General features: G+C 70.7%; 20 protein-coding genes. 13 read left to right on the plus strand and 7 right to left on the minus strand.

Annotated elements, in window-relative coordinates; all coding sequences use genetic code 11:
- The first annotated feature begins 15 nt into the window (after positions 1-15).
- Positions 16-1,161: a glycoside hydrolase family 19 protein gene (locus tag ACZ4N4_RS25290; RefSeq protein ID WP_467592338.1), complete on the plus strand. Its 1,146-nt coding sequence runs from the start codon at positions 16-18 to the stop codon at positions 1,159-1,161.
- Here ACZ4N4_RS25290 and ACZ4N4_RS25295 read toward each other — a convergent pair.
- Positions 1,104-1,847, minus strand: a complete 744-nt coding sequence (locus tag ACZ4N4_RS25295; protein ID WP_467592838.1) for an alpha/beta fold hydrolase — start codon at positions 1,845-1,847, stop codon at positions 1,104-1,106. The genes ACZ4N4_RS25290 and ACZ4N4_RS25295 overlap by 58 nt on opposite strands.
- Positions 1,848-2,390: 543 nt before the next feature.
- Between ACZ4N4_RS25295 and ACZ4N4_RS25300 the strand changes: the two genes are divergently transcribed.
- Positions 2,391-6,167, plus strand: coding sequence for a family 78 glycoside hydrolase catalytic domain (locus tag ACZ4N4_RS25300; RefSeq protein WP_467592340.1), 3,777 nt, complete (start codon positions 2,391-2,393; stop codon positions 6,165-6,167).
- Positions 6,168-6,369: 202 nt separating this feature from the next.
- Positions 6,370-7,413, plus strand: a complete 1,044-nt coding sequence (gene mgrA, locus ACZ4N4_RS25305) for an L-glyceraldehyde 3-phosphate reductase (protein ID WP_467592342.1) — start codon at positions 6,370-6,372, stop codon at positions 7,411-7,413.
- Positions 7,414-7,549: 136 nt separating this feature from the next.
- Here the strand turns inward: mgrA and ACZ4N4_RS25310 are convergent, their stop codons facing one another.
- Entirely contained in the window at positions 7,550-7,864 is a 315-nt protein-coding gene (locus ACZ4N4_RS25310) for a hypothetical protein (RefSeq protein ID WP_467592346.1), read from the minus strand.
- Between the two features lie 261 nt (positions 7,865-8,125).
- Between ACZ4N4_RS25310 and ACZ4N4_RS25315 the strand changes: the two genes are divergently transcribed.
- From ACZ4N4_RS25315 to ACZ4N4_RS25325, 3 genes are all read left to right on the plus strand, one after another.
- Positions 8,126-8,794 (plus strand): response regulator, encoded by a 669-nt coding sequence (locus ACZ4N4_RS25315; protein ID WP_467592349.1) that lies wholly within the window; start codon positions 8,126-8,128, stop codon positions 8,792-8,794.
- Complete coding sequence (locus tag ACZ4N4_RS25320; protein ID WP_453578386.1) at positions 8,791-9,903, plus strand: sensor histidine kinase; 1,113 nt, start codon at positions 8,791-8,793, stop codon at positions 9,901-9,903. The genes ACZ4N4_RS25315 and ACZ4N4_RS25320 overlap by 4 nt, the downstream gene beginning before the upstream one ends.
- A gap of 249 nt (positions 9,904-10,152) precedes the next feature.
- Positions 10,153-10,773 (plus strand): histidine phosphatase family protein, encoded by a 621-nt coding sequence (locus tag ACZ4N4_RS25325; RefSeq protein WP_453578383.1) that lies wholly within the window; start codon positions 10,153-10,155, stop codon positions 10,771-10,773.
- A gap of 136 nt (positions 10,774-10,909) precedes the next feature.
- Here the strand turns inward: ACZ4N4_RS25325 and ACZ4N4_RS25330 are convergent, their stop codons facing one another.
- Positions 10,910-13,705, minus strand: coding sequence for a lectin (locus tag ACZ4N4_RS25330; protein ID WP_467592355.1), 2,796 nt, complete (start codon positions 13,703-13,705; stop codon positions 10,910-10,912).
- 369 nt (positions 13,706-14,074) lie between these two features.
- Here ACZ4N4_RS25330 and ACZ4N4_RS25335 point away from each other — a divergent pair, with 369 nt between their 5' ends.
- Positions 14,075-15,544, plus strand: a complete 1,470-nt coding sequence (locus tag ACZ4N4_RS25335; RefSeq protein WP_467592357.1) for an FGGY-family carbohydrate kinase — start codon at positions 14,075-14,077, stop codon at positions 15,542-15,544.
- Between the two features lie 367 nt (positions 15,545-15,911).
- Here the strand turns inward: ACZ4N4_RS25335 and ACZ4N4_RS25340 are convergent, their stop codons facing one another.
- Entirely contained in the window at positions 15,912-17,066 is a 1,155-nt protein-coding gene (locus ACZ4N4_RS25340) for a DUF3103 family protein (RefSeq protein WP_467592358.1), read from the minus strand.
- A 290-nt stretch (positions 17,067-17,356) separates the two neighbouring features.
- On the minus strand, positions 17,357-18,085 hold the full coding sequence (locus tag ACZ4N4_RS25345; RefSeq protein ID WP_467592362.1) for a FadR/GntR family transcriptional regulator: 729 nt from the start codon (positions 18,083-18,085) through the stop codon (positions 17,357-17,359).
- A gap of 462 nt (positions 18,086-18,547) precedes the next feature.
- Between ACZ4N4_RS25345 and ACZ4N4_RS25350 the strand changes: the two genes are divergently transcribed.
- Genes ACZ4N4_RS25350 through ACZ4N4_RS25360 form a run of 3 tightly spaced genes read left to right on the plus strand, consistent with a single transcriptional unit; the run spans position 18,548 to position 22,296 of the window.
- Entirely contained in the window at positions 18,548-20,341 is a 1,794-nt protein-coding gene (locus tag ACZ4N4_RS25350; RefSeq protein WP_453578373.1) for an FAD-dependent oxidoreductase, read from the plus strand.
- A 3-nt stretch (positions 20,342-20,344) separates the two neighbouring features.
- Positions 20,345-21,391, plus strand: coding sequence for a maleylacetate reductase (locus tag ACZ4N4_RS25355; protein ID WP_453578370.1), 1,047 nt, complete (start codon positions 20,345-20,347; stop codon positions 21,389-21,391).
- On the plus strand, positions 21,388-22,296 hold the full coding sequence (locus tag ACZ4N4_RS25360; protein WP_453578368.1) for an intradiol ring-cleavage dioxygenase: 909 nt from the start codon (positions 21,388-21,390) through the stop codon (positions 22,294-22,296). Before ACZ4N4_RS25355 ends, ACZ4N4_RS25360 begins: the two co-directional genes overlap by 4 nt.
- Positions 22,297-22,329: 33 nt before the next feature.
- On the opposite strand, the gene ACZ4N4_RS25365 is transcribed toward ACZ4N4_RS25360, so the two are convergent.
- Complete coding sequence (locus ACZ4N4_RS25365) at positions 22,330-23,274, minus strand: helix-turn-helix transcriptional regulator (protein WP_453578365.1); 945 nt, start codon at positions 23,272-23,274, stop codon at positions 22,330-22,332.
- Entirely contained in the window at positions 23,271-24,188 is a 918-nt protein-coding gene (locus ACZ4N4_RS25370) for a LysR substrate-binding domain-containing protein (RefSeq protein WP_453578362.1), read from the minus strand. Before ACZ4N4_RS25370 ends, ACZ4N4_RS25365 begins: the two co-directional genes overlap by 4 nt.
- An 83-nt stretch (positions 24,189-24,271) precedes the next feature.
- On the opposite strand from ACZ4N4_RS25370, the gene ACZ4N4_RS25375 reads away from it, so the two are divergent.
- From ACZ4N4_RS25375 to ACZ4N4_RS25385, 3 genes are read left to right on the plus strand one after another with little or no spacing between them, the layout of a single operon-like run.
- Entirely contained in the window at positions 24,272-25,474 is a 1,203-nt protein-coding gene (locus ACZ4N4_RS25375; protein WP_467592371.1) for a thiolase family protein, read from the plus strand.
- Complete coding sequence (locus tag ACZ4N4_RS25380; protein WP_453578358.1) at positions 25,471-26,142, plus strand: 3-oxoacid CoA-transferase subunit A; 672 nt, start codon at positions 25,471-25,473, stop codon at positions 26,140-26,142. The genes ACZ4N4_RS25375 and ACZ4N4_RS25380 overlap by 4 nt, the downstream gene beginning before the upstream one ends.
- Positions 26,139-26,822 carry a 3-oxoacid CoA-transferase subunit B gene (locus ACZ4N4_RS25385; RefSeq protein WP_453578356.1) on the plus strand — a complete coding sequence of 228 codons (684 nt, stop codon included), beginning with the start codon at positions 26,139-26,141 and terminating at the stop codon, positions 26,820-26,822. Before ACZ4N4_RS25380 ends, ACZ4N4_RS25385 begins: the two co-directional genes overlap by 4 nt.
- Positions 26,823-26,866 lie beyond the last annotated feature (44 nt).

Consider the following 26,866-nt stretch of genomic DNA (forward strand, 5'->3'; position numbering starts at 1 on the left):
CAGGAGCAGCTCTCCATGCGCCTTCCTCTCCTCACGTCCCGCCTCCGCGGGGGCAGCGTCCTCGGCCGGCTGACGCCGGCCGTGGTCCTCGCCGCCGTCCTGTCCGCCCTCTTCACCGTCGCCCCGGCTCAGGCGGCAACCGGCCAGATCACCGGGCTGGCCGGCAAGTGCGTCGACGTGGCCGGCGCGAACAGTGCCAACGGCACCGCCGTCCAGCTCTACGACTGCAACGGCACCGGTGCCCAGAGCTGGTCCAACAACGGCGACGGCACCCTGCGTGCCCTCGGCAAGTGCCTCGACGTGGTCGACCGCGGCACAGCCGACGGAGCCGCCGTCCAGCTCTGGGACTGTTCCGGCGGAGCGAACCAGCAGTGGGTCGTCACCGCCGCCCACGACATCGTCAATCCCGCCGCGAACAAGTGCCTCGACGTGCAGGGCAACAGCAGCGCCAACGCCACGCGCCTGCAGATATGGACCTGCACCGGCGCCGCGAACCAGAAGTGGAACGCCCCGGCCAGTGGTGGTGGAGGCGGCAACCCGTCCGGGTTCGTCGTCAGCGAAGCACAGTTCAACCAGATGTTCCCGAACCGGAACGGCTTCTACACCTACAGCGGCCTCACCGCCGCGCTCAGCGCCTACCCCGGCTTCGCCAACACCGGCAGTGACACCGTCAAGAAGCAGGAGGCCGCCGCCTTCCTCGCCAACGTCAGCCACGAGACCGGCGGACTGGTGTACGTCGTCGAGCAGAACACCGCCAACTACCCGACGTACTGCGACTGGAGCCAGCCCTACGGCTGCCCGGCCGGACAGGCCGCCTACTACGGCCGCGGCCCCATCCAGCTCAGCTGGAACTTCAACTACAAGGCGGCCGGCGACGCCCTCGGCATCGACCTGCTGGACAACCCCTGGCTGGTGCAGAACGACTCGGCCGTCGCCTGGAAGACCGGCCTGTGGTACTGGAACACCCAGAGCGGCCCCGGCACGATGACCCCCCACAACGCCATGGTCAGCGGCGCCGGCTTCGGCCAGACCATCCGCTCCATCAACGGCTCGCTGGAATGCGACGGCCGCAACCCGGCCCAGGTCCAGAGCCGCGTCGACGCCTACCAGCGCTTCACCTCGATCCTCGGCGTCACCCCCGGCAGCAACCTGTACTGCTGAGCGCATCCGGCCCTCCCGCACGGCGGACCGGTGGTTTTCCCCCACTGGCCCGCCGGTGCTGCCGCGGCCGGTTCAAGTTCGCCGTTCATCGGCCAGTTGACCGGGCGCCGCCGCCGGGCCCCCTGGGATGCCCAGTGCCACCCGCGGTCCGGATCGGCGTGGTCGGTGAACCAGGACAGCGTGAGCAGCTCGACTTCCTGCTCCTCCGTGCGCTGCGGCAGCTCCTCCAATGCGCGGAGCCGCGCCCGCTGCGCGGTGGACATGCGGCGGCTGCGTTCCGCTCGGTACCCGGTACGCCAATCTCCGGTGAACGGCCCGCACATCAGCAGCATCGCGGCAACCCGGTCGGGGTGGCTCAGGCAGAACCGGCTCGCCAGATCGGTGCCGTAGGAGTGCCCGATCAGCACGGCCCTGGGCACCTCCCATGCATCGAGCAGTTCGGCGAGATCGTCGACATGCCGGGCGAAGGAATGTCGGCCGCGCCACGGGGATCGGCCTGTGCCACGCTGGTCGTACCGGTACACGGGCGCGAGGTCCGCGATCACAGGGGCGACGTCGCCCAGGTAGTCGGGCAGACCCGGACCGCCATGAAGCAGGATCACGGCCGGCTGCCGAGTCGTGTCCCCCTGCGCCACCCATCGCAACTGTGCCCCGTCGGTCATCGGCACCAGGCCCTGCGTCTCCATCAAAGTCACCGCGAAGAACCTACCGGCGTCTCCGAAGCGCCGCCCAAGGTCGAAGAACAGGCTCGGGAAACGAGCACGATCCGTCCGGGCAAGCCGACTTCGGCCGGCCGCGCGTGCGCTTCGACTGCGGCGCGGGAGGGGTGAGTCCGGTCGGTCCGTGGCCGAAGAGGGCGGTGTCGGCACAGGGAGGTTGTTCGGCGAACGACCGTATTGCGTACGGGACATGGCCTTCCCGGCAGGGCGGGAACTCCCCTTGACCGGCGTCTCAGGCGTGCGCGGTCGCCTCGCACGGAGGTGCGCGAGTGTCGATGAAACGATGCCCCAACCTATTGACGCCGCTCATCAACTTTCATACATTTCCACCGCATTAACAGTTTGAAACGATTCAATCACTCGGCCGCCATCGCGCTCTGCCGGTCACCGCCCACGAACACCGACGATCGTCCGACCTGCCGCAGACCGCGACCGGACGGGACCTCCCGTCCGCGTCCGCCGCTCACCGAGCCGTCCTGCTTCGCCCGACGCGTGTGAAGGGATACTCCGTTGGCCAGTCAGACCACACCCCCCACCCCCGGCTCACCCGATTCGCCCGACTCCGGGTCGCCCACGCCTCACGAGGAATCCCCGGTCAGCAGACGCGGCTTCCTCGGCACGGCGTCGGCGCTGGCGGCGGGTGCTCTCGCCGCGGGAGCCGTCGGCACGTTCGCCGGCCGCGCACAGGCGGCCACCGGAACACCCCCGGTCGGGCCCGTCGGGCTGTCTCCGGCTCACTGGATCTGGTATCCGGAAAGCGATCCGGGCTCCGACGCCCCCGCTGGACACCGCTACTTCCGCACGAGCTTCACCGTCGCCGAGGGCGAGGTGACCGAAGCGCAACTCGTCGTCACCGGCGACGACTCCGTCGACGTATGGCTCAACGGGAAACCCCTCGCCGGCTCTCCCAGAGCCGCCCGGTCCTGGCGCGACGCCCTGTACGTGGACCTGCGGGCCGCCGTGAAGGCGGGGACCAACACCATCGCGCTGGCAGCCCGGACCGAGGGCGGCTCGGCCGGCGTCATAGGGCGGATCCGCGTGCGGACCACCGGCGGCACGACCGATGTCGTCACCGACGGCCGCTGGTCGGCGGGCAAGGACGTGCCGACGGGATGGGAACAGCCCGGCTTCGCCGACGCCGGCTGGCCGGCCGCCCGGGATCTCGGCGTCTACGGAACGGCCCCCTGGTACTCCCGGGTGGCCGCTCCCGACCTCTCGTCCCCGTCCCCGCTGAGCGTGGCCGCCTGCACGGTGGAGCATCGTGCCCTCCCCCTCGGCGTGGACGCGGCACACCCGCGCTTCGGCTGGGTCCTCGACTCGACGGAGCGGCAGCAGCGTCAGGGCGGCTACCGGATCCAGGTATCGGCCACGGCAGGCGGCTCCGGTGAGCTGTGGGACAGCGGGCGTGTCGCGTCCGACCGGCAGGTCGACATCGCCTACGCCGGCGGGCCCCTGAAGAGCCTGACCCGCTACTTCTGGCGGGTGCGTGTCTGGGACACGCAGGGCCGGGCGGCCGCGTGGAGCAAACCTAAGTGGTTCGAGACCGGGCTGCTGGCGCCCGCGCAGGAGTGGTCCGCCGCGTTCATCGGGCGGCCGCCGGGACCGGACCTCTCGGGGGCCACCTGGATCTGGTACCCGGAAGGCGATCCCGCGTCCGAGGCGCCGGTGGCGACCCGCTTTTTCCGGCGCACCTTCACTCTGACGGACACCCCCGCCGCGGCGAGCCTGATCGTCACCGGGGACGACACCGCGGACGTCTGGGTCAACGGAACCCAGGTGAGTACCTCACGACGCGTGACCGACTCGTGGAAGAGCGCCGCGACGGTCGATGTCACGGCGTATCTCAGGACCGGCGACAACACCCTCGCGGTCGCGAGCCGGAACACGACCCTCTCCCCGGCGGGGCTCATCGCCAAGCTCACGGTGACGGGCGGCCCGACCGTGGTCACGGATGATGCGTGGCGGTCGCACCAGGACCCGCCCGCGGACTGGCAGAGCCCCGGATACGACGACAGCGCCTGGCCCGCCGCACGCGCGCTCGCCCCGTACGGCGGCGGTCCGTGGGGATCGAACGTCCAGGTCGTGGGGCCGGCGCCGATGCTCCGCAAGAGCTTCGGCGTACGGGGGCGAGTCGCCTCGGCACGGCTGCTGACCACCGCGCTCGGCCTTCACGAGACGCGGCTCAACGGCGCGAAGGTCGGCGACGACGTGCTGGCCCCCGGGTGGACCGACTACGCGAAGCGCCTCCAGTACAAGGTGTTCGACGTCACCGCGCACATCCGGCGGGGCGACAACGTGCTCGGCGCCTGGCTCGGCAACGGCTGGTACTCGGGCAACCTGGGGTTCGCCGGCAGCCGGCACTACGGCACACAGCCGTTCTACGGCGCACAGCTGCTCATCACCTACACCGACGGATCCACCCAGCTGGTGACGACGGACCGCAGCTGGAAGACGGCCAGCGGCGCGATAAGGGCGGACGATCTGTACCAGGGCGAGACCTACGACGCGCGCCTGCACGTCGAGGGCTGGGACTCGCCGGGCTTCGACGACAGCGGCTGGACGGCCGTGGCCGTCCACGACGGGCCCGTCCCGCGGCTGGTGGCACAGGTCGACAATGGCGTCACCGTGCAGCAGGAGTTCCGTCCGGTGTCGGTGGCCGAGCCGCAGCCGGGGGTGTGGATCTTCGACATGGGGCAGAACTTCGCCGGCTGGAACAGGATCGCGGTCCGCGGCGACGCCGGCACCACGGTCACCGTCCGGCACGGCGAGGTCCTCAACCCCGACGGCACGCTCTACACCACCAACCTGCGCGCCGCCCAGGCCACCGACTCCTTCACCCTCGCCGGCACCGGGAGCGTGGAGACGTACGAGCCCCGGTTCACCGTCCACGGCTACCGCTACGTCGAACTCACCGGCCTGCCGTCCGGTTTCCGGCCCGACCCCACCACCGTCACCGGTCGCGCGGTGTGGACGGACGCCCGGCAGCCGGGCACGTTCAGCGCGTCCGACGCACTGCTCAACAAGCTCCAGCACAACATCGTGTGGGGTGAGCGCAGCAACATGCTCTCGATCCCGACCGACTGCCCCCAACGGGACGAGCGACTGGGCTGGACGGGCGACATCGCCGCTTTCTGCGCGACCTCCACCTTCAACCTGGACACGCACGCCCTCCTCACCAAGTTCGTCGACGACCTCACGGACGCCCAGCAGGAGAACGGTGCCTTCACGGATGTCGCGCCCGCGGTGATCGGCGGCTCCGGGACGGCCGGCTGGGGAGACGCGGGAGTGGTCATTCCCTACACGTTGTGGCAGCGCTTCGGCGACCTCGGCGTCGCGGACCGGCATTTCACGGCGATGGCCCACTGGGTCGACTATCTGCGCGCCACGTCCGGCAGCGACCTGATACGCGATCAGCAGACCTTTGGCGACTGGCTCAACGTCAACGACAACACGGCCCAGGATCTCGTCTGCACGGCCTACTTCGCCTGGTCGGCCCGCCTGGTGTCGCGCATGGCCGCGGCCACCGGCCGCAGCGCCGAGGCCACCGCCTACGGGCAGCTCGCCGACCAGGTGGCAGCCGCGTTCCGCGCCCGCTTCGTCTCGGACGACGGCACGGTCCGCGGCAACACCCAGACCGGCTATGTGCTGGCCCTGGCCCTCGAGTTGCTGCCCGCGTCCCTGGTCCGGGCCGCCGCGGACAAGCTCGCCGCCAAGGTCGCGGCCACGGACGGCCACCTCAGCGTCGGCTTCCTCGGCGTGGAGAACCTCCTGCCCGTGCTGGCGGACCACGGTCATGTGGAGACCGCGTACCGGATTCTGCTGCAACGCGGCTTCCCGGGCTGGGGCTACATGATCGACCACGGAGCCACCACGATCTGGGAGCGCTGGGACGGCATCCGCACCGACGGCTCGTTCAACGACCCGGGTATGAACTCCTTCAACCACTACGGTCTCGGCTCGGTCGGCGACTTCCTCTACCGCCAGGTAGGCGGCCTCGGCCCCGCGAGCCCCGGTTACGCCTCCCTGCGCATCGCGCCGCGGCCCGGCGGTGGGTTGACCTCCGCCGTCAGCACCTACGACACCCCGTACGGCAACGCGGCGAGCAACTGGGCCGTCTCCGGCGGCCGGCTCAGGCTCCAGGTCACCGTGCCCGTGAACACTTCCGCCGACGTCACGGTCCCCACCTCACGGCCGGAGTCGGTCGTCGCTCCGGCGCAGGCCGTCCCGACGGGCCCGGCGACCTACCATCTGCCGGCCGGGCGCTACACCTTCACGGCGGTCGTCTGACCACCGGGAGAGTTCGCGGGGACGGGGCGCACGCTCCGTCCCCGCACAGCCGCCACGGCCTGCGCCGCGGGGCTCTCTTTGAGAAGTGACACCGATGAATGCGATGTGCGTGAGCTGTTGGACTCGGCAATCGCGCCAGGGCACAGTAGGCACGTTCGCCCCCCGAACGGCATGAAACCCACTGTCACCTGCGGAGACCCCCATGAACCACGTCGCGGACCCCGAGCGGTACAACGGCACGATGCGCTACCGGCGCACCGGGCGTTCGGGCCTCGACCTGCCCGTCCTGTCGCTGGGCTACTGGCACAACTTCGGTGACGACCGCTCGTTCGAGAGCCAGCGGGACATCGCGCTGCGCGCCTTCGATCTCGGAATCACCCACCACGACCTGGCCAACAACTACGGGCCGCCCTACGGTTCCGCGGAAATCAACTTCGGGCGGCTGCTGAAGCAGGACCTCGCTCCGTACCGGGACGAGCTGGTCGTCTCCACGAAGGCCGGCTGGGACATGTGGCCCGGCCCCTACGGTCAGGGCGGCGGCTCCCGGAAGTACCTGCTGGCCTCCCTCGACCAGTCCCTGCGGCGCACCGGCCTCGACTACGTCGACATCTTCTACTCCCACCGCCTCGACGCGAGCACGCCCCTGGAGGAGACGATGGGCGCGCTCGACACCGCCGTCCGTCAGGGCAAGGCCCTGTACGTCGGGATTTCCTCCTACGACGCCGAGCGCACCCGGCAGGCCGCCGCGATCCTGCGGGAACTGGGCACGCCCCTGCTCATCCACCAGCCGTCGTACAGCATGGTGAACCGCTGGATCGAGACGGACGGGCTGCTCGACGCGGCGCAGGAGGAGGGCTTCGGCGTCATCGGGTTCACGGCGCTGGCGCAGGGCCTGCTCACCGGGCGCTACCTCGACGGCATCCCGGAGGACTCGCGGGCCGCGGCCGGCACGTCCTTCGACACGGACTGGCTGTCGGACGACATGGTGGACAGGCTCCGCGCGCTCAACGCCATCGCCCAGCGTCGGGGGCAGACCCTGGCGCAGATGGCACTCGCCTGGGCACTGCGTGACGAGCGGGTCACCTCGCTGGTCATCGGTGCGTCGCGGACCGAACAGCTCGAGCAGAACGTCGCCGCTCTGGAGAACCTGGAGTTCACCGCGGAGGAGCTGGCCGACATCGACGCATACGCTGTCGACGGCGGCGTCGACCTGTGGCACGACGCCCGGACCGGAAAGATGGACTGAGGCCGTAGGTGCGCCGGCCGGCCGCGGTCGTGTCGAGGAGACCGGTGGCGACGGCGCGCCCTCGGCACCCCGTCGTACGGGCCGGCACGGCTCGCGTCAGCGTCGGGACATGCGCCGGCGGTCACGGGGGGCGTGGTCAGGCGAAGGCGAGCGACCGGAACGTGTCGCGGACGTGGATGAGGGATCCGTGATCCCTGGTGTAGTAGCGCGTGTTGGTCAGGGATCCGATGGACGACCACACCGCGAGGACCTGCGTCAGGCCTTCGAGGTCGAAGACGGTGTCGTGCCGCATCGGTTCGTCGGGCCGGTCGGGGTCCGGGACCCCCGGGGTACCGAGGGCCATGCTTCCGGAGCGGTCACCGACGGCCCAGACGGCACCCGGGTAGACCTTGTCGCGGACACCTTCGCCGAGGAACCGGCGGATGCGGTCGATGTCGAGCTCGACGGCCATGTGGTCTCCCGATCTGTCCTGGTCCGGGCGGTATCCCGGCGCTCAGCGTGGTGAGACGGGCGGGGAGGTCCTGGCTGCGCCACGGCGAGCCGGGCGCGCTGTCAGCCGAGGTCGCGTGCCTGCCGCCGGGGCGGTGGGCAGGCGCCGCCCGCCGACCGGCTGAGGTCGCGCCGCCAACCGGCGGGTTCTGCGGGCCGGCCGCCTGCGAGCAGGCTCCGCGGGGGTACGCATCGACCGGGGCATGCGAGAAGCGGAGCGCACATGATCCGGGTACTGGTGGTCGATGACGAGGCTTTGATCCGTACGGGTTTCACGCACATCCTCGAAACGGCGGACGACATCGAAGTCGTCGCGGCGGTAGCCGGTGGCCAGGCCGTACAGGCGGTACGGGAACTGTGCCCCGACGTCGTCCTGCTCGACATCCGGATGCCGGACGTGGACGGGCTCACGATCCTGGCCGACCTCCGCCGCATGCCGGAGCCGCCGGTGGTCGCCATGCTCACCACATTCGACACCGACGAGTACGTGGCGACCGCCCTGCGTTCGGGCGCCGCCGGGTTCCTGCTCAAGGACACCGATCCCGAGCAGCTTCCCTATCTGGTGCGTACCCTGGCCGAGGAAGGGACCGTGCTGTCGTCCAAGGTCACCCGGCTGGTGGTGGGCGGCTACCTCGACAACAACGGCCGTGAGCCCACCGCCCTCCGTCTCACCGCCCGGCTCACCGAGCGTGAGCGTGCGGTGCTCGTCCTCATGGCGGAAGGACTCGCCAACAACGAGATCGGCGAGCGGCTGCACCTGAGTACCGGCACCATCAAGGGCCACGTGACCAACGTGCTGGGCAAACTACGGGTGAGCAGCCGTGTCCAGGCGGCTCTGATCGCCGAGCGCGCGGGCCTGCTCACGCACGCGCACGACGAGGGCGCCCGGTGAGCCGCCGGCAGCCGCGTGCCGCGCTCATCGACATCGCTCTCGTCGGGACCGCGCTGGCGGACGCCTGGGCTCACGTGGACCTCGAGGACCGGCCGACCACTGCCTGCGCGGTGCTCGGCGCCCTCGCCCTGGTGCTGCGCCACCGGCTGCCCCTGACGACCTTCGTCCTCACGCTCCCCACCGGCCTGGTCACCGACGCGGTGGTCGCCCCCACGGCCGCGCTGTACACCCTGTCCTCCGTCAACCGTCACCGTTTCCTGCTGGGCGGCTGCGCGCTGCTCTACGCGATCATCGACTTCCTGCCCTGGCCGTGGTCGTCCCTCGACGCGACCGAGCTGTCCCAGACGAACAGCCTGTTCCACCTCAGCTACACGCTGGCCACCGCTGCCGCTCCCGTTTTCCTGGGTCAGCTCGTCCAGGCCCGCCGCGAGCTGTCGCTGCGGCTCGCCGACATCTCGGAGGCGCGCAGGCAGGAACGGCTGCTGACCGCGCAGAGCGTGCTGGCCAAGGAGCGCGCCCAGCTTGCCCGGGAGATGCACGACGTGGTCTCCCACCAGGTCAGTCTCATCGCCGTGCAGGCCGGAGCGCTCCAGGTGGCCGGCCGGGACGCCGAGACGAGACAGGCCGCGGCCACGATCCGCCGCCTGAGCGTGCAGACCCTGGACGAGCTGCGGCACATGGTCGGCGTGCTGCGGGCCTCCGGCAGCAGGCCCACGGAGCTCACCCCGCAGCCTTCGCTCGCCGACCTGGAGCATCTCCTGGAGGCCGGCGGCATCGAGGCGAAACTGGAGACCGATGTGCCCGAGGAGCTTCCGCCCACGGTTCAGCGGGCCGTCTACCGGACCGTGCAGGAAGCGCTGACCAATGTCCGCAAACATGCCCCTGGCGCCGCCGTGACCGTCCGTATCGGGCTCAGGGAGGGTGTTCTCTGCGCCACGGTCACCAACACCGCCCCCACCCGAAGCGCGCTCGCCCTGCCCAGCGCCCATCACGGCCTGGCGGGTCTGGCCCAGCGGGCGGAGCTTCTCGGCGGTACCGTCACCTCCGGCCCCACGGATCAGGGTGGCTACGAGCTCCGGCTCGAACTGCCCCATGAGCCCGACCGGTGAACGCCGCCGCCGAGGCGCGCGGCCCGCGCGTTCGCAGGCCGCGGGCCGGGTCCGTCCGCCCCTGCCTCGTCGCTGCGTGCTTTCCCGTTCTGCGCAGGGGTGGGCCGGCCGGTCGGCGGGGTGGTTTCGGACACCTGGCGGATGGTGCCGGTGGGGGGCCCGCACCGACTGTGGAGCAGGTGAGGCACGACGTGCCGGCAGCCGCCACACCGTCTGAAGCCACGCCCGGCCAGGAAAGAGGTAGGTCCCATGTCGATCCACCTGACGCTTCTGTGTGCGCCCGGCGGTGACCCCACTGTGGATCCGCTCCTCGGCGACGCCCATCTCAGCGACGAAGGCATGCACATGGCAGGCACCGCGAGAGCGATGCTCTCTCCCTGCGAGTCGGCCGTCCGGGCACCTTCGATCCGTTGCTCGGAGACTGCTGACGCCATCGGTCTCGCGGCATCGTCCGAGCCCATGCTGCGCGATCTCGACGTGGGCAGGTGGAGCGGTCGAACTGTCAGGGACATCGCCGCAACCGACCCCGCCGGGTTCACCGCCTGGCTCACGGATCCGGATGCCACGCCGCACGACGGAGAGTCCGTACGACAGCTCTGCCACCGGTCGGCACAGTGGCTGAGCAGCATGGCGCCGCACACGAGCCATACGGTGGCCGTCACCGAGGCAGCCGTCGTCCGGGCCGTGCTCATCGATGCTCTGGCCGTACCGGCAAGAGCCTTCTGGCATCTCGCGGTGCCGCCCCTGTGCGCGGTCTTCCTCACCTGGCAGAACGGCTCCTGGGACGTCCAGTTCGGTGGCGTCTCGCCCCAGGAGCCCCGGCGCCGGCTGCTCTCCCAGCGTGCGACGCTCGCGACGGGCAGGGCCTGACCAGCCCGGTCCTCGGTTCCTGCACGACGCGTTCCCCTGTGTCCCGGCCGATCGCCCTGGACCCACGGGAACGCGCCACACCGAGGTATGCGAGCGGGGCTGTCAGCTCCCCCGCCGACGGCTCGGCTCGGCAGGCTCAGCTCGGCAGTTTCCAGTTCTGGGCCGCCGTGCCGTTGCAGGTGTACAGCTGGAGCTGGGTGCCGTTCGTCGTCGAGGAGTTGGGATCGTCCAGGCACAGCTTCGACTCGGGGTTGACCAGCGACCCGCCGGTGCCGGCGGTCCACTGCTGGGCGCCGCTGCCGTTGCAGGTCCACAGCTGGATCAGCGTGCCGTTGGTGGTCCCGCTGTGATCGGCGTCCAGACACTTGCCGAGGGTCCGGATCGTGCCGTCACCGGCGACGATCCAGTCCTGGGCGTACGTGCTGTTGCAGCTCCAGATCTGCGCATGGGTGCCGTCGGAGGTGCCGGAGGACGCGTCGTCCACACACAGGCCGGAGGCCACCGCCGAGGTGAGCGGACCGATCCGCGGCGAAGCCGGCGCCGTGGTGTCCCCCGCGTACGAGGGCGGAGCCGCGGTGGCCGCCGTCGCCCAGGAGGTGTTGGCGCTGGTCCCGAGCGTGAAGTCGAGCGTGCCACCGGCCGTGATCGCCGTGGTGGGGGCGTAGGCGTTGTTCCACGCGGTGCCGTTCCACGCCGCGGACTGGACGTAGGGGGCGTTGTCCGCGGCACCGTTGCCGTTGACCGTCAGCGTCCTGCCCGAGGGAAGGGTGACCACGGCCTGCGTGAACAGCGGTGAGCCGAGGGCGAGGTCGGAGGTTCCGGGCGTCTCGGGGAACATGCCGAGCGCCGACCACACGTACCAGGCACTCATCGCGCCGAGATCGTCGTTGCCGTCGGCCAGGCCGCCCGGGGTGTTCGACCAGATCTGGTCCTGGATCGCCCGGACCGTGCCCTGGGTCTTGTAGGGCTGCCCCGTGTAGTCGTACTCCCACGGGAGTTCGATGCTCGGCTCGTTGCCGACCCAGGCGTAGCCGTTGGCGCCGGTGTAGCTACGCAGCACGGTGTCCAGGTAGTGGTTCATCGCCGTGTTGCCCCCCTTGGCGCGCGCCAGGCCGCCGATGTTGAAGGGCACCATCCCGGTGTAGATCCACGAGTCGGCCTCGACCATGTCGGTGCCGCTGGTGGGGTCGAAGCCACCGGTCCACGAGCCGCCCGCGTTTCGGGGTTCCACGAAGCCGGAGGCGGGGTTGAGCACGTTACGCCAGTCCTGCGCGCGGTTGGCGTACGTCTTCTGGTTCGCGGTGTCGCCGAGCGCTCCGGCCATCGCCGAGATCGCGAAGTCGGCCGTGTCGTACTCCAGGGTGGTGGCCACCGGGCCGTAGAAGTTGCAGCAGCCGTAGCTGCCGTCGTGCGGCATGTATCCCGGTGAGTTCAGGTAGGCGAGACCGGGCCGGTCGTTGTTGGTCGTGCTCGCCTGCTTGACCATGTCGGCCAGGGCGGTCGTGGTGTCGAAGTTCCGGGCGCCGAAGGCGTAGTAGTCGGCGAGGATGGCGTCCGCCGGGTCACCGACCATGACGTACGACTCCCCGTTGTTCTCCGACCATTTGGGAAAGATCCCGGTCTGTGTGTAGTCGTCGACCATCGACTGCGCGGTGTCCGAGGCGACCTGGGGAGCGACCAAGGCTTCGAGCTGGGCCTGCGAGCGGTAGATGTCCCAGCCGGAGTAGTTCGCGTACACCGCGCTGTGGCCGGCGTCCACGGTGTGCGTCTTCCCGTCGAAGCCGTAGTACTGGCCGTTTGCGTCACTGATCACGTTCGGGTGCAACAGCGAGTGGTAGAGCGCGGTGTAGAAGCTCTGCTGCTGCGCGGCCGTTCCGCCGGCGATCTGTACCCTGCCCAGCGTGCTGTTCCACGCGTTCTGTGCCGCGGCGCGGGTCGCGTTGAAGTCCCAGCCGGTGTTCTCCGCCGTCCGGTTGGCGACCGCGCCCGCGACCGACACGTAGGAGATGCCGACCTTGGCCTGCACCACCGGGTTGGACGTGGTGTTGAAGGTGACGTAGCCGTTCGAGGCGGCGGCGGGGGCGGCGGCGGCGTTTTTGGCGGACCGCGGGGAGCCCGTGGCCTTCGACTCCGGAGCGCCCGGATTCTTTCCGTGCAGCACGGGCCTGTTGGGCTTCTCGGCGGCGTTCTTCGACGCCCTGGCCGGAGCGGTGGACGTGGCGGTCGCGGCCTTGGCGAGCGAGCTGCCCTGCGAGGCGAACGGCTGGTCGAAGACCATGTCGAAGTACACGTTGTACGTGTTTCCCGCACCGCAGAAGCGGCCGCTGGTCACCTGGCCGCTCACCTCGGTGCTCGACACCTTGGTGAACTGTGTCGAGGTGGCCCCGTTCTGACTGCCCGTCAACTTGAAGATCAGGTTGGCCTGGCTGGTCGAGGGGAAGGTGAAGCGCGCCATACCGCTGCGCGTGGTGGTGGTCAGCTCCGTGGTCACCTGGTTGTTGAGCGCGACCTTGTACGATCCGGCGGACGCCGACTCGTTGGCGTGCGAGAACGCGTCCGTCGCACCGGTGTTCACGGCCCCCACCGTGGGCAGCACCGGTATGTCACCGGCCGCGCCGCAGCCGGGGCCGGCGATGTGGGTCAGGCTGAACCCGGTGATCGACGAGTCGTTGTACTCGTAGCCCCCGCCGTCGGGGCGCGACGGCGTGTCCGGGCTCCACTGCACCATGCCGAACGGGACGTCGGCCCCCGGGAAGTCGTCGGCCTGGTTGGACGTTCCGATGAAGGGATTGACGAGAGTCGCCGGCGAGGTGACGAGCGCGGCCTTCCCGACCGCCCACGCGGGCGTGCACAGCCCGGCCGCGGCAAGTGCCGCAGCGGCGAGGAGACCGATCGCCGCGGTTCCGGGAGGTCTCGACAGTCGTGTGATCACGGGGTTTGCTCCTCTACTCGGGAGTGGAGGTCCGACAACGTTGTCTCCCGCGCGGAGAACGCGACCCCGGGTGATGGATGACGCACCGAGATGTTTTGATCGCCAGAGGCTGACAACGTTGTCTAACCGTGGAGATGAGGTGCCTGAGATGTGGGCGCTTCGACGGGACCCTGGGCTGCGGGCGCCCAGGAAGCACGTACGGGACTCTTCGCGAAGCTAGCCACAAGGCAGGGGCATGTCAACGATTGCCGCAAGGTCACCGGGTACGGATGTGACGGCATCTCGGGCGGCGGTCCGGCTGAACCGCGGCCGCCCGCCGGACCGAGCGACAATCTACGGTGGCGTACCCGACGCCGAGGGAGGCAGTACATGATCGACGTCGTCTTCGGAGTTGACGTTGGCACCTCCAGCACCAAGGGCGTGGTGGTCGACACCGCCGGCCGCATCCTGGGCGAGGCCGTACGCACTCACGTGGTCGACCGTCCCCGGCCGGGGCACGTCGAGATGGACGCACATGTGTGGTGGGACGAGTTCGTCTCGCTCGCGGCCGAGCTGCTCGATCGCGACGACATCGTCGTCCGAGCCGTCGGAGTCAGCGGCATGGGCCCGTGCACCCTCCTGGTCGACGACGCGGGAGAGCCGGTGCGTCCGGCGGTTCTGTACGGGGTGGACACCCGCGCCGAGGACCAGATCACCCGGCTGAACCGGGAGTTGGGGTCGGACACCGTCTTTCGCAGGTGCGGTTCGGCGCTGTCCTCCCAGGCCGTCGGGCCGAAACTCGCCTGGATCCGCGAGCGGGAGCCCGAGGTGTGGGCACGCGCCCGCCGCCTCCTCATGCCCGCCTCGTGGCTCGCCCACCGGCTGACCGGCGCCTACGTACTGGACCTGCATTCCGCCAGCCAGTGCACCCCGCTGTTCGACATCCACGAGCAGCGCTGGATCCCCGAATGGGCCGAGCACATCGCACCCGGCGTCGAACTCCCCCCGCTGCGGTGGCCGGGCGAGGAGGCCGGCCGGGTGAGCACGCCCGTCGCGGGTGTCCCGGCCGGGACGCCGGTCATCGTGGGGACGATCGACGCGTGGAGCGAGGCCGTCAGCGTCGGCGGCCACGGCGTCGGTGATCTGATGCTGATGTACGGCACCACGATGTTCCTGGTGAACACCGTCGACCGGCTCGTGACCAGCCCATCGATGTGGTCCACGGTCGGCGCCCTGCCCGGCACCCGTTGCCTGGCCGGCGGTATGGCCACCTCCGGAGCCGTCACCGACTGGCTCGGGCACCTCTTCGGCGACGTCGGCCTCGGCGTGCTGTTCGACGAGGCGGCCGCCTCGCCCCCGGGGGCGAACGGCCTGGTGATGCTGCCGTACTTCGCCGGGGAACGCACACCCCTCATGGACCCCGACGCCCGCGGCGTGATCGCGGGCCTGACGCTGGGTCACACCCGGGGCGACCTGATGCGGGCGGCGCTGGAGGCCACCGCCTACGGTGTCCGGCACAACGTCGAGACGATGCTCGCGGCCGGCGCCGACATCCGGCGGATCGTCGCGGTCGGCGGCGGCACCCGGGGCGGACTGTGGCCTCGGATCGTCAGCGATGTCACCGGTCTCGAACAGATCGTCGCCCGCACGACCATCGGTGCCAGCTACGGTGCCGCCTTCCTCGCCGCCGGACTGATCGGCCGACCGGACATCGCGGCCTGGAATCCGGCGGAGTCGGTGGTCCGGCCCGATCCCGCCACCGCGGCAGTCTACGACCGCCGGTTCACCCAGTACCGGGTCCTGTACGAGAGCACCACCACGGTCACGCACGCCCTGGCCCACGACCAGAACACCGCGTGAAGGAAGCACCCCGCGACAGGGCCCCTACGCTCTGCCTGGCCCCTTCCGCGTCCGGTCCTGAAGCCGAACGGCGTCCGCCTCGCGGCCGGCGGCGACCTGCGGGCGGACGCCGCGGCCGGCAAGGCTCTCGATCGATCGCAGTGTGGCGGCTGGGCTGCTTCCGGCCGCCGAAGAGGGGTGCCCGACCAGGTCGGACGTCCGGCAGGCGCCCCTCCTGGTCAGTGCCGGGCACGGCCGCGCCGAGGTGTCGGGGACATACGGCTCCGGCACGACGGCGGCCCCGCGGCGTGGAGCGGCGCGTTCACCGACGGCGCGGACCGGCTCGTTCATCGGCGTGCGGCGGCCGGTCCGCGCTGGCGTTCGAGGTCTAGAACTCCTCGACGAAGTAGGGCTCGACGGTCATCCAGCCGTTGCCCGAGGCGCCGTTCAGCCGGCCCGAGGAGTTCTGGGCCAGGGTGTACCAGGACTCCACGTAGTCGGGGTCGTCGGTGAACCAGTCGTCGGGGATCGCGCTCAGGACCGCGTTCACCAACGGGATGTAGGTGCCCTGGTCGGTCACGGTGAGCAGCGCCGTGGTGATCGCCTGCGCCAGCGCACGGTAGTTGGTGCCGTCGTCGTCCTCCATCATGACGACGTCGGCCAGGTTGTACTTGTAGTTCGACCAGTTGACCAGGATCTGGTTCGGGTAGTACACGGTGCCGTCGTAGTCCAGGTAGGGCATGTCCACCGAGTCGACGCGCGCCGTGCCGTCCTGACCGAAGCCGGTCACCAGCGAGAACATCTCGGCGGAGCCCTTGAACCAGGGCTCCTGGTCGTCGTTCACCTCGACGGCCGTGACCTTGGTCGCCCACCAGCCCGCCGCGGCGGCGTGGGCGCTGTTCGCGGCCTTGGACGGAAGGGAGGTCAGCCCCTTGTCGGCGAAGGCGTTCTGCAGCACCTTCAGGCCGGCCCGGTGAGCCTTGCTGACGTCGATGTCCAGGACGTACAGCGGGCGGTCGGGGACGCGCGCGGTGTCGACGGCGTGGGCGTGGCCCTGACTGTCGTACGCCGTGATGCTCCTGGCGTCGTCGGCGGCCGCGGCGACGGCGATCCAGGGGGTGGCGTCGGCGTTCAGCCGCGACCGCATGGACGGCGCGGCCAGCCGAACGCGCAGCAGCGACCCGGTCGACGCGGGCAGGCCCTTCAGGCTCGCGATGCGACGGTCCGCCGCGGAGACGGAAGCGAACAGGTTCCTGCCCTCCAAAGCGGCGCTCCTGCCGGCCAGCGCCTGGAGGTCCACGTCCTCGGTGCCGAGCGCGGCCGCACGGACCTGCTCGCGCCACTGCGGGTCGCGCAGCGAGGCGGACAGCGCCCGCGCGATCTCCTGCTCGGTCGACCGCACCGGAGACTGCCGGAACGGTGTGGCCTGGTCCCCCGCGTCCCGCACCGGGGCGGCGATCGCGGGCTGGACGGTGCCGCCGATGACCGCGGACAGCATCACGCCGACGAGGACGCTGCGTCTCTTGCTCGATCTGCTCACCATGCTCCTTGTGTTGTCGGTCGCCGCCGCGCCCACGGTGAACGGGCGGCCGTCCTGGGGGTGATGGGCCCGGATTGCCCCGGGCTCCTGAGGGGTCGCCGCCGCGCGCCTGGTCCCGCCCCGCCGGGCGTACACCAGGGCACGTCAACATGACCCGTACATGACATATAAAGTGACGTGGGACGAACGGGCATCCGGGCATGATCGGGCCACGCCCGGTCCGGGCCGCCTCGCCGCGCACACCTCGCCTCGACGGGAGCCGGCGGGCCCGCGGCCGGGGCCGGGAAGCGCGGCTACCGGGGGCTGTCGGCGGTCGGCCGCCCGCGAGGACTGCCCAGCGCACCGAGCATGATCTTCTCGGTGCCGGCCAGATACGTCTCCGCGGCGCGCCGCGCTCCTTCGCCGTCCCGGTCGACCACCGCCCTCACCACCGGCGCGAGCCGGTCCGTCGCCCGCAACGCGTCCTCGAACGGCGCCCGCAGCGAGGCCCGTACCGGAAGGTAGGCGTTGAACAGTGTGTTCGTGAGGAGCAGATAGACCCGGTTCCCCGTGGCCCGCGCCAGTTCGCGATGCACTTCCGCGTCGGCGAGCTGGACGGCGTCGGCGTCCGGGCCGTCCGCGACCTGGCCCAGCAGGTGTTCCAGCCGCCGGGCCTGTCGTTCCGTGCGCCGGTCGGCCGCGCGGCCGGCGATCAGGGTGCCGATCTGCCGCCGTACCTCGAAGACCTCTCGCAGCCATGCGGGGTCCTGTGCGGCCAGCATCGGAAGCAGGTCGGCGCCGCCGACCCGCAGGTAGTCCAGGATGCGCGTGCCGATGCCGTGCCGGGTGCTCAGCAGTCCCGCCTGCTCCAAGCGGGTCAGCGCGTGTTTCAAGGTCGTACGGGTGACCCCGTAACCGGCGGCCAGCTCCCTCTCGGGGGGCAGCAGGGAGCCGGGCTCGTGCGTGCCGCTCAGGATGTCGTCACGCAGCCGTTCTTCCAGCAGGTCGACCACGGTTCGGCGCGGAATGCTTTCGACGGCCACGGAGGATCTCCCAGGCTTCGGTCCACGGTTCAGCGGCCCACCGGTCTGGCGGCCCGCTGGTTCAGCGACTTCTTGGTCCAGTGGCTCAGCCACTGCCTCAGTGAAGCAGCCCCCCGACCGCCACGTCAATCACCCGATGGCACAGAGGAGTTGTGCAGGGGTACGCGCGTAGAGGACTGGGCGCGGACGAGCGGTGTGAGGCCTGGCACTCAGGGACAGCGGGTGGATCGGCTGGTGCCCCACGGCCTCGGCCCGGACCATCTCCTACGGCGAGTCCCGCCGTGCCGCCCGGTGCTCCGCGACGGCCGCGCGTCCCGACCCCGCGGCGCGGCCGGGTCTTTCGTGGATCCGCCATGTCTTGGTGGATCCGCCGACCTCGCCGCCGTTCTGTTCCAGGCCGTCCGCGTCCGTCTCACACTGGCGCTGCCGGCAACGCCGCCGGATCGATGAAAGGTCAGCACGATGCCGATGTTCAACGACGGGATGTCCGAGACCGAGCTGCCGGCCGACTCGGCCGTCACGACCGACGTCGTGGTCGTCGGCTCCGGTCCCGCCGGCGCCTCCGCGGCGCTGCTGCTGGCGACGCTGGGCGTCGACACGATCATGATCACGAAGTACCGGTGGACGGCGAACACGCCCCGCGCGCACATCACCAACCAGCGCTCGATGGAGGTCTTCCGCGATCTGGGCATCGAGGCACAGGTGCTGGCCGACGCCACGGACCACTCCCTGGTCGGCGACACCGTGTTCTGCACCAGCATCACCGGCGAGGAGATCGGCCGTATCCACACCTGGGGTACCCGGCCGGACCGGGAGGCGGACTACCGGCTGGCGTCCCCCTGCCTCACCGTGGACATCCCGCAGACGTATCTCGAGCCGATCCTGGTCCGCAACGCGGCGCAGCGCGGCGCTCAGACGCGGTTCTCCAGCGAGTACCTGTCGCACACCCAGGACGCCGACGGCGTCACCGTGCGGGTGCTGGACCGGCTCACCGGGCACGAGTACAGCATCCGCGCGAAGTACCTGATCGGCGCGGACGGTGCCCGCTCCAAGGTCGCCGCGGACATCGGTCTGCCCTTCGAGGGCGCGATGGACATCGCGGGCTCGATGAACATCACGTTCAAGGCCGACATCAGCCGCTACGTCGCCCACCGGCCGTCCGTCCTCTACTGGGTCGTCCAGCCCGGCTCGAACGTCGGCGGCATCGGCGCCGGGCTCGTGCGCATGGTGCGGCCGTGGAACGAGTGGCTGATCGTGTGGGGCTACGACATCGCCGGGGAGCCCCCGGTCGTCGACGAAGCCGCTGCCGTGCAGATCGTCCGCAACCTCCTCGGAGCACCCGACCTGGACGTGGAGATCACCGGCACCAGCCTGTGGGGCAACAACGAGATGTACGCGACCCGGCTCCAGCAGGGCCGCGTGTTCTGTGCCGGCGACGCCGTGCACCGGCATCCGCCGAGCAACGGCCTGGGCTCCAACACCTCAGTCCAGGACGCGTACAACCTCGCCTGGAAGATCGCCGCCGTGCTCAAGGGGCATGCGGGAGCGAGCCTGTTGGAGACGTACACGGCGGAGCGGGCTCCCGTAGCCGAGCGCATCGTCAAGCGTGCCAACAGGTCCAGCCGCGAGTTCGTCGACATCTTCGAGGCACTGGGCGTTCTCGGCGCGCCGGACGAGGCCGCGATGTCGGCCGCCATCGAGGAACGCAAGGCCAACACCCCTGCCGGGGCCGCCAAGCGGGCGGCGCTGGTGCGCGCGATGGAGCTGAAGAACTACGAGTTCAACGCGCACGGTGTGGAGCTGGGCCAGCACTACACCTCGACCGCCGTCGTCTCCGACGGCAGCGAACTGCCCACGCCCGCCCGCGACGCCGATCTGTACTACGAGATGTCGACCGTCCCCGGCGCGCATCTTCCGCACGCCTGGGTCGGGGACAGCGCACACCGTCACGCGCTGATGGACCTGGCGCCGTACGACCGTTGGACGCTGCTGACCGGCATCGCGGGCGAGGAGTGGGAGCACGCGGCCGAGAGGGTTGGCAAGGAGCTGGGCATACCGCTCACGACCGTCGTCATCGGCCCGGGACGTGAAGTGACCGACCTCTACTACGACTGGGCCAAGCTGCGCGAGATCGACGAGAGTGGTGTGCTGTTGGTGCGGCCCGACAAGCACATCGCGTGGCGGGCCATGGAACTGCCCGAGAACCCCGAGGATCAGCTGCGTGCTGCTCTGCTCTCCGTCCTGGGAAGGGACTAGTCCATGCGGTTCGTCCACGACACGCTGCCGCAGCGGGTGCGGTTCGCCTCCGGCGCGGCCGAGGAGGGCCTGGCCGCGGAGGTCGCCGCGCTCGGCGCCCGGCGGGTGATGGTCGTCGCGGGGGCGACCGAGCGGGAACTCGCCGATCGCGTCACCGCCGGCCTGCCCGTGGTCCACCGGCACGACGACGTCGTCATGCACGTGCCCGTCGAGGTCGCCCTGCGGGCTCGTACGGCGGCCGCCGACCAGGACGTCGACGCCCTGGTCAGTGTCGGCGGCGGCTCCACCACGGGCCTGGCCAAGGCGGTCGCGCTCACCACCGGCCTGCCGATCGTCGCCGTCCCGACCACCTACGCCGGCTCGGAGGCCACCGCCGTGTGGGGGCTGACCGAGGACTCAGTGAAGACCACCGGTACGGACGCGAAGGTCCTGCCGCGTGCCGTCGTCTACGACGCCTCGCTGACGCTCTCCCTTCCGGTCGGGCTGAGTGTCGCTTCGGGTCTCAACGCGCTCGCCCACTGCGTGGACTCCCTGTGGGCACCGCGGACCGATCCGATCAACCAGGCGCTCGCCGCCGAGGGCGTGCGGGCCCTGCGGGCGGGGCTGCCGCTGGTCGTGAAGGACCCGCAGGCACTGGACGGCCGGGAACAGGCTTTGTACGGCGCCTACTTGGCCGCCGTGGCGTTCGCCTCCGCCGGGTCCGGACTGCACCACAAGATCTGCCATGTGCTGGGCGGCATGTTCAACCTTCCGCACGCCCAGACCCACGCGGTGGTCCTCCCCCATGTCCTCGCCTTCAACGCGCCCTTCGCCCCCGACGCCGAACGGCGCCTGGCCGCGGCCTTCGGCGCCCCGACCGCTGTCGAGGGCCTCGCCGCGCTCCGTGACCGGCTCGGCGCGCCGCGCTCGCTGCGCGACCTCGGGATGCCCCGGGACGGGGTGGCGGCCGTGGCCGAGGCCGTCGTGGCCGCCGCGCCCGCGGGAAATCCGCGGCCCGTCACCCTCGACGCGATCACCGATCTGGTCCGGAACGCCTGGGAGGGCCGATGAGCGACACCCCCACCCCCCGCACCCCCGTCCCGGCCGAGCAGCAGGAGCGCGAGGAGCAGATCACCCGCCAGGTGCTGGCGTCCTTCGGCGACTGCACCGACCCTCGGCTGCGCGAGATCATGCAGTCGCTGGTCCGCCACCTGCACGCGTTCGTCCGAGAGGTCCGCCTCACCGAGGGCGAGTGGAGCAAGGGGATCGAGTTCCTCACCCGCACCGGTCACATCACCGACGAGCGCCGCCAGGAGTTCATCCTGCTGTCGGACGTCCTCGGAGCGTCCATGCAGACGGTCGCCGTCAACAACGAGGCGTACGGCGACGCCACCGAGGCCACCGTCTTCGGCCCGTTCTTCGTCGACAACAGTCCCGAGATCGCCCAGGGCGGCGATCTCGCCTTCGGGGCCGCCGGGGAACCCTGCTGGGTGGAGGGCACCGTCACCGACTCCGCCGGAAAACCCGTGGCCGGGGCGCGGATCGAGGTGTGGGAGGCCGACGAGGACGGCTTCTACGACACGCAGTACGGGGACGAACGGATGGCGGCGCGGGCGCACCTGTTCAGCGACGCCGACGGCCGCTACCGGTTCTGGGGGCTCACCCCGACGCCGTATCCGATTCCGCACGACGGGCCGGTGGGAGCACTGCTGGCGGCGACCGGCCGATCGCCCATGCGCGCCTCCCATCTGCACTTCATGGTGAGCGCTCCGGCACTTCGCACGCTGGTCACGCACATCTTCGTCCGCGGTGACGAACTGCTGGACCGGGACTCCGTGTTCGGGGTGAAGGAGTCGCTCGTCAAGGACTTCGTGACGCAGCCGGCGGGTACGCCCACGCCGGACGGACGCGACCTCGGCGAGCGGTCCTGGTCCCGGGTCCGCTTCGACATCGTGCTGGCACCCGACGGCACGTGATCGCGCCCCCGCTTCGAGCGGGCACGCACCCCGCTACGACCGGGCTCGCGCCTCACGCAGGACGTCGGTGGCGCGCAGGCCGTAGCGCTCCTTGAACCGGTGGGAGAAGTGGGCGGCCGACACGAACCCGCAGCGCGCGGCCACCTCGGCCACGGTCGCCTCTCCCCCGGTGCTCAGCAGCGTGCGGGCTCGTTCGAGGCGGCGGTGCAGCAGATACCGCGGCACGCTCGTGCCGCCCGCGGCGAACACCCGGGACAGATGGCGCTCGCTGATCCCGATGCCGCGGGCGATGCGGGCCGCGGAGAGCCCCGCGTCGGCAAGGTGGTCGTCGATGTAGGTCTTCGCGACGGTCAGGTGGACGGTGGAGAGGGAGGGGGCGCGGCCGCTCGCGGCGGACACGAGCAGGTCCAGTACGGCGTCCTCGTCCACGTTCGCGGCGACGGAGGACTCCGGTGGCAGCGCCCGGGCGACCAGGGTGGCGAGCGTCCGGGTGTGGACGGCGCCGGCGTCGACCACCAGCGGCTGGGGCAGGGAGGGCGGCCCGCCGAGGTCACGCCACACCTGGTGGGGGATCTTGACCGCGAGCTCCTCCAGGCCGTGCGAGAAGCCCCGGATGAAGGGCTGGTCGGCGTCGCACACCAGCAGCTGTCCCGGACGCAGTAGCCGTACGCCGTCGTCGTAGTAGAAGAAGGCGTCACCGGCCAGGGTCAGATAGCAGGCCACGGCGTCCGACGGCACGCGGCGGATCTCGGCGTCCGGTCGTTCGACGACGTGCGGGCTGCCGAGGACCCGGGCGAGGTGTGCCCTGGGCAGCTGGAGGTTGATCTCCGTCGCGTCGAGGGCGGTGTCGTGCAGGGAACGGCAGCGCAGCCCGATCAGGGCCTCGGCGTTGTGCTCTTCCCACAGGGCGATGCGTTCCGCCTCGGGAAGTCCGGTCGTACTGAAGCGCACCGGCGCACCTGTTGTGCCGCTCGTCATCCCTCCAGCGTAGAGGGCGGGGCTTGCCGGTGTTCGGGACCGTCCACACATTCTCTGATCACCGAGGCGACCTGTTCGGTGGCGGGGGTGGTGCGCCGGGCATGGCCGGCGAGGACCAGATCCACGGATTCCGTCTGGGTGAGGGGGACGTAGGCGACGCTGGCGAGGCGCAGGCTCTGTACCGGTGAGGGCACGAGGGCGACGCCGTGTCCGGCGGCCACGAAGACGACCAGGGTGGCCGTCTCTCCGACCTCCATCAGTGAGGTCGGCTGGAATCCGGCGCGCCGGCATGCGGCCAGGACCCGGCCGTACATGGAGGAGCGCGAGGAGTGGACGACGAACGGCTCGTCGGCCAGGGCCTTGAGTGAGATGCGTCGCCGGGCCGCGAGGGGGTGGTGGGAGGGGAGGACGGCCACCAGGGACTCGGAGCGCAGGGGCGTGGTGCGGATGTCCTCGTGGTCGGCGGGGCCGCGCAGGACCGCCAGGTCGTAGGTGCCGTCGAGCAGTCCGTCGACCAGGTCGGGGGTGAGGAGTTCGCCGCGCAGGTCCATGGTGATCCTGGGCAGCCGGGCTCGTACAGTGCGTGCGACCTGCGGCAGCAGGTCGTAGGTGGCGGTGCCGATGAAGCCGGTCGAGACCCGTCCGGCGTGGCCGCCGGCCAGCTCTGTCATGTGCCGGCGGGCGCGCTCCTCCTCGGCGACCAGGGTGCGGGCGTGCTCCAGCAGGTGATGTCCGGCCTCGGTCAGGGCGACGTGCCGGGTGGAGCGGGTGAACAGGGTGGTCCCGAGCTCCTTCTCCAGCTGTTTGATCTGCTGGGAGAGGGCCGGTTGAGCCACGTGCAGGCGCGTGGCCGCCCGTCCGAAGTGGCACTCCTCGGCGAGCGCCAGGAAGTACCGGATCTGTCGCAGCTCCATACCCCCATTCTATAAGATCGGCTTATCAATCCATGCAGATTGGGTCTTGGACGTAGTGAAGCCCGCGCTTCTACCGTGACGGTATGACCGACAGTTATCTCTACTCGGCGGTGCGAACCCCCTTCGGCCGCTTCCGGGGCGCCCTCTCCGAGGTCCGGCCCGACGACCTCGCGGCACAGGTCATCGGCGGGGTCCTCGCCAAGACCCCCGCACTGGATCCCGCACGCATCGACGACGTCGTCTGGGGCAACGCCAACGGCGCCGGCGAGGACAACCGCAACGTCGGCAGGATGGCCGTGCTGCTGGCGGGCCTGCCCACCTCGGTTCCCGCCACCACCGTCAACCGCCTGTGCGGATCGTCCCTCGACGCCGCCCTCATCGCCTCGCGCCACATCGAGAGCGGCGACGCGGACATCGTCCTCACCGGCGGAGTCGAGTCGATGACCCGCGCCCCGTGGGTTCTGCCCAAGCCCGGGCGCGGCTTCCCCGCAGGGGACGTCACCGCCGTGTCCACCACCCTCGGCTGGCGCCTGGTCAACGAGCGCATGCCCAAGGAGTGGACGGTCTCCCTGGGCGAGGCGAACGAACAGCTCGCCGACCGCTTCGCCATCTCCCGCGAGCGCCAGGACGCGTTCGCCCTCCGCTCCCACCGGCTCGCCGACGACGCCTGGAACGCGGGCTTCTACGACGGCCTGGTCGTTCCCGTGTCGGACGGCGAGCGCACCGTTCTGGAACGCGACGAGGGCATCCGTCCCGGGTCCACCATGGAGAAGCTCGCCACGCTCAAGCCCGCCTACCGCCCCGACGGCCTCATCACGGCCGGGAACGCCTCGCCGCTGAACGACGGCGCCTCCGCGGTGCTGCTCGGTTCAGCCGCGGCCGCCGCCCGCATCGGCGTGGAGCCCCTCGCCCGCGTCGCGGGCCGCGGCGTGGCCGCGGTGGATCCGCAGATGTTCGGATACGCGCCCGTCGAGGCCGTGAACAGGGCGCTCAAGCGCGCGGGCATCTCCTGGGGCGACGTCGACGCCGTCGAGCTGAACGAGGCGTTCGCCGTCCAGGCGCTGGCGTGCGTGGACGCGTGGGATGTCGACCCGCAGATCGTCAACACCAAGGGCGGGGCCATCGCGCTCGGCCACCCCCTCGGTGCGTCCGGCGGCCGCCTGCTGGGCACCCTCTGCCGCCGGCTGCAGGAGTCCGGCAAGCGGTGGGGTGTCGCGGCGATCTGTATCGGTGTGGGCCAGGCCCTCGCCGTGGTCCTGGAGAACGTCGCCGGAGGCAGCAGGTGACCACACAGCTGTGTGCCCATGCGGACGAGGCGGTCGCCGGCGTCCAGGACGGCTCCACGGTGCTCGTCGGAGGCTTCGGCATGGCGGGCATGCCGGTGGCGCTGATCGACGCACTGATACGACAGGGGGCCACCGACCTCACGGTCGTCTCCAACAACGCCGGCAACGGCGACACCGGCCTTGCCGCGCTGCTGGCCAAGGGACGGGTCCGCAAGGTGATCTGTTCCTTCCCCCGCCAGGCGGACTCCTGGGTCTTCGATGGCCTCTACCGGGCGGGCCGCATCGAACTCGAAGTGGTCCCCCAGGGCACTCTGGCGGAACGGCTGAGGGCGGCGGGGGCGGGTATCGGTGCCTTCTTCTGCCCCACCGGTGTCGGCACGATGCTCGCGGAAGGCAAGGAGGTGCGTGAGATCGACGGCCGCCTCCATGTGCTGGAGTACCCCATCGGCGGGGACCTCGCGCTGATCGGTGCCCATCGAGCGGACCGGATGGGCAATCTCGTCTACCGCAAGACCGCGCGGAACTTCGGTCCCGTCATGGCCACCGCGGCCACCACCGTGGTCGCCCAGGTCCGCGAGGTGGTCGAGACCGGCGAGATCGATCCCGAGACCGTCGTGACGCCCAGTATTTTCGTCGACCGCGTGGTGCAGGTGGCTGATCACTCATGACCCAGACTTCCCCGACGACCGGCGGTCAGGGCCCGCTGGGCAAGCACGACATCGCCGCCCTGATCGCCCGTGACATCCCGCACGGATCCTTCGTCAACCTGGGGATCGGCCAGCCGACCCTCGTGGCCGACCACCTGTCCCCCGGTTCCGGCGTCGTTCTGCACACCGAGAACGGCATGCTCAACATGGGCCCCGCCGCTTCGGAGGACCAGATCGATCCGGACCTGACCAACGCGGGCAAGGTTCCCGTCACCGAACTGCCGGGCGCCGCCTACTTCCACCACGCGGACTCCTTCGCGATGATGCGCGGCGGTCATCTGGACATCTGCGTCCTCGGTGCCTTCCAGGTCTCCGCACGCGGCGACCTGGCCAACTGGCACACCGGCGCACCCGACGCCATTCCCGCCGTCGGCGGAGCCATGGACCTGGCCATCGGGGCGAAGAAGGTCTTCGTGATGATGAACCTCTTCACCCGGGACGGAACACCCAAGCTGGTCCCCGAGTGCGGCTATCCGCTCACCGGCCTGGCCTGCGTGGACCGCGTCTACACGGATCTGGCGGTATTCGACCTCACCCCGAGCGGGGTCCGGGTGCGGCAGACCTTCGGCATCGACGTACCCGAACTCGCCGATCGCCTGGGCCTGCCGCTGCAGACCCGTGCCCCTGAACAGCACGCTTGAACGCGGACGGCCGTCGGCCCCGGCGAGTACTCGGCGGGGCCGGT

The sequence above is a fragment of the Streptomyces sp. NPDC026538 genome, from assembly GCF_055567535.1.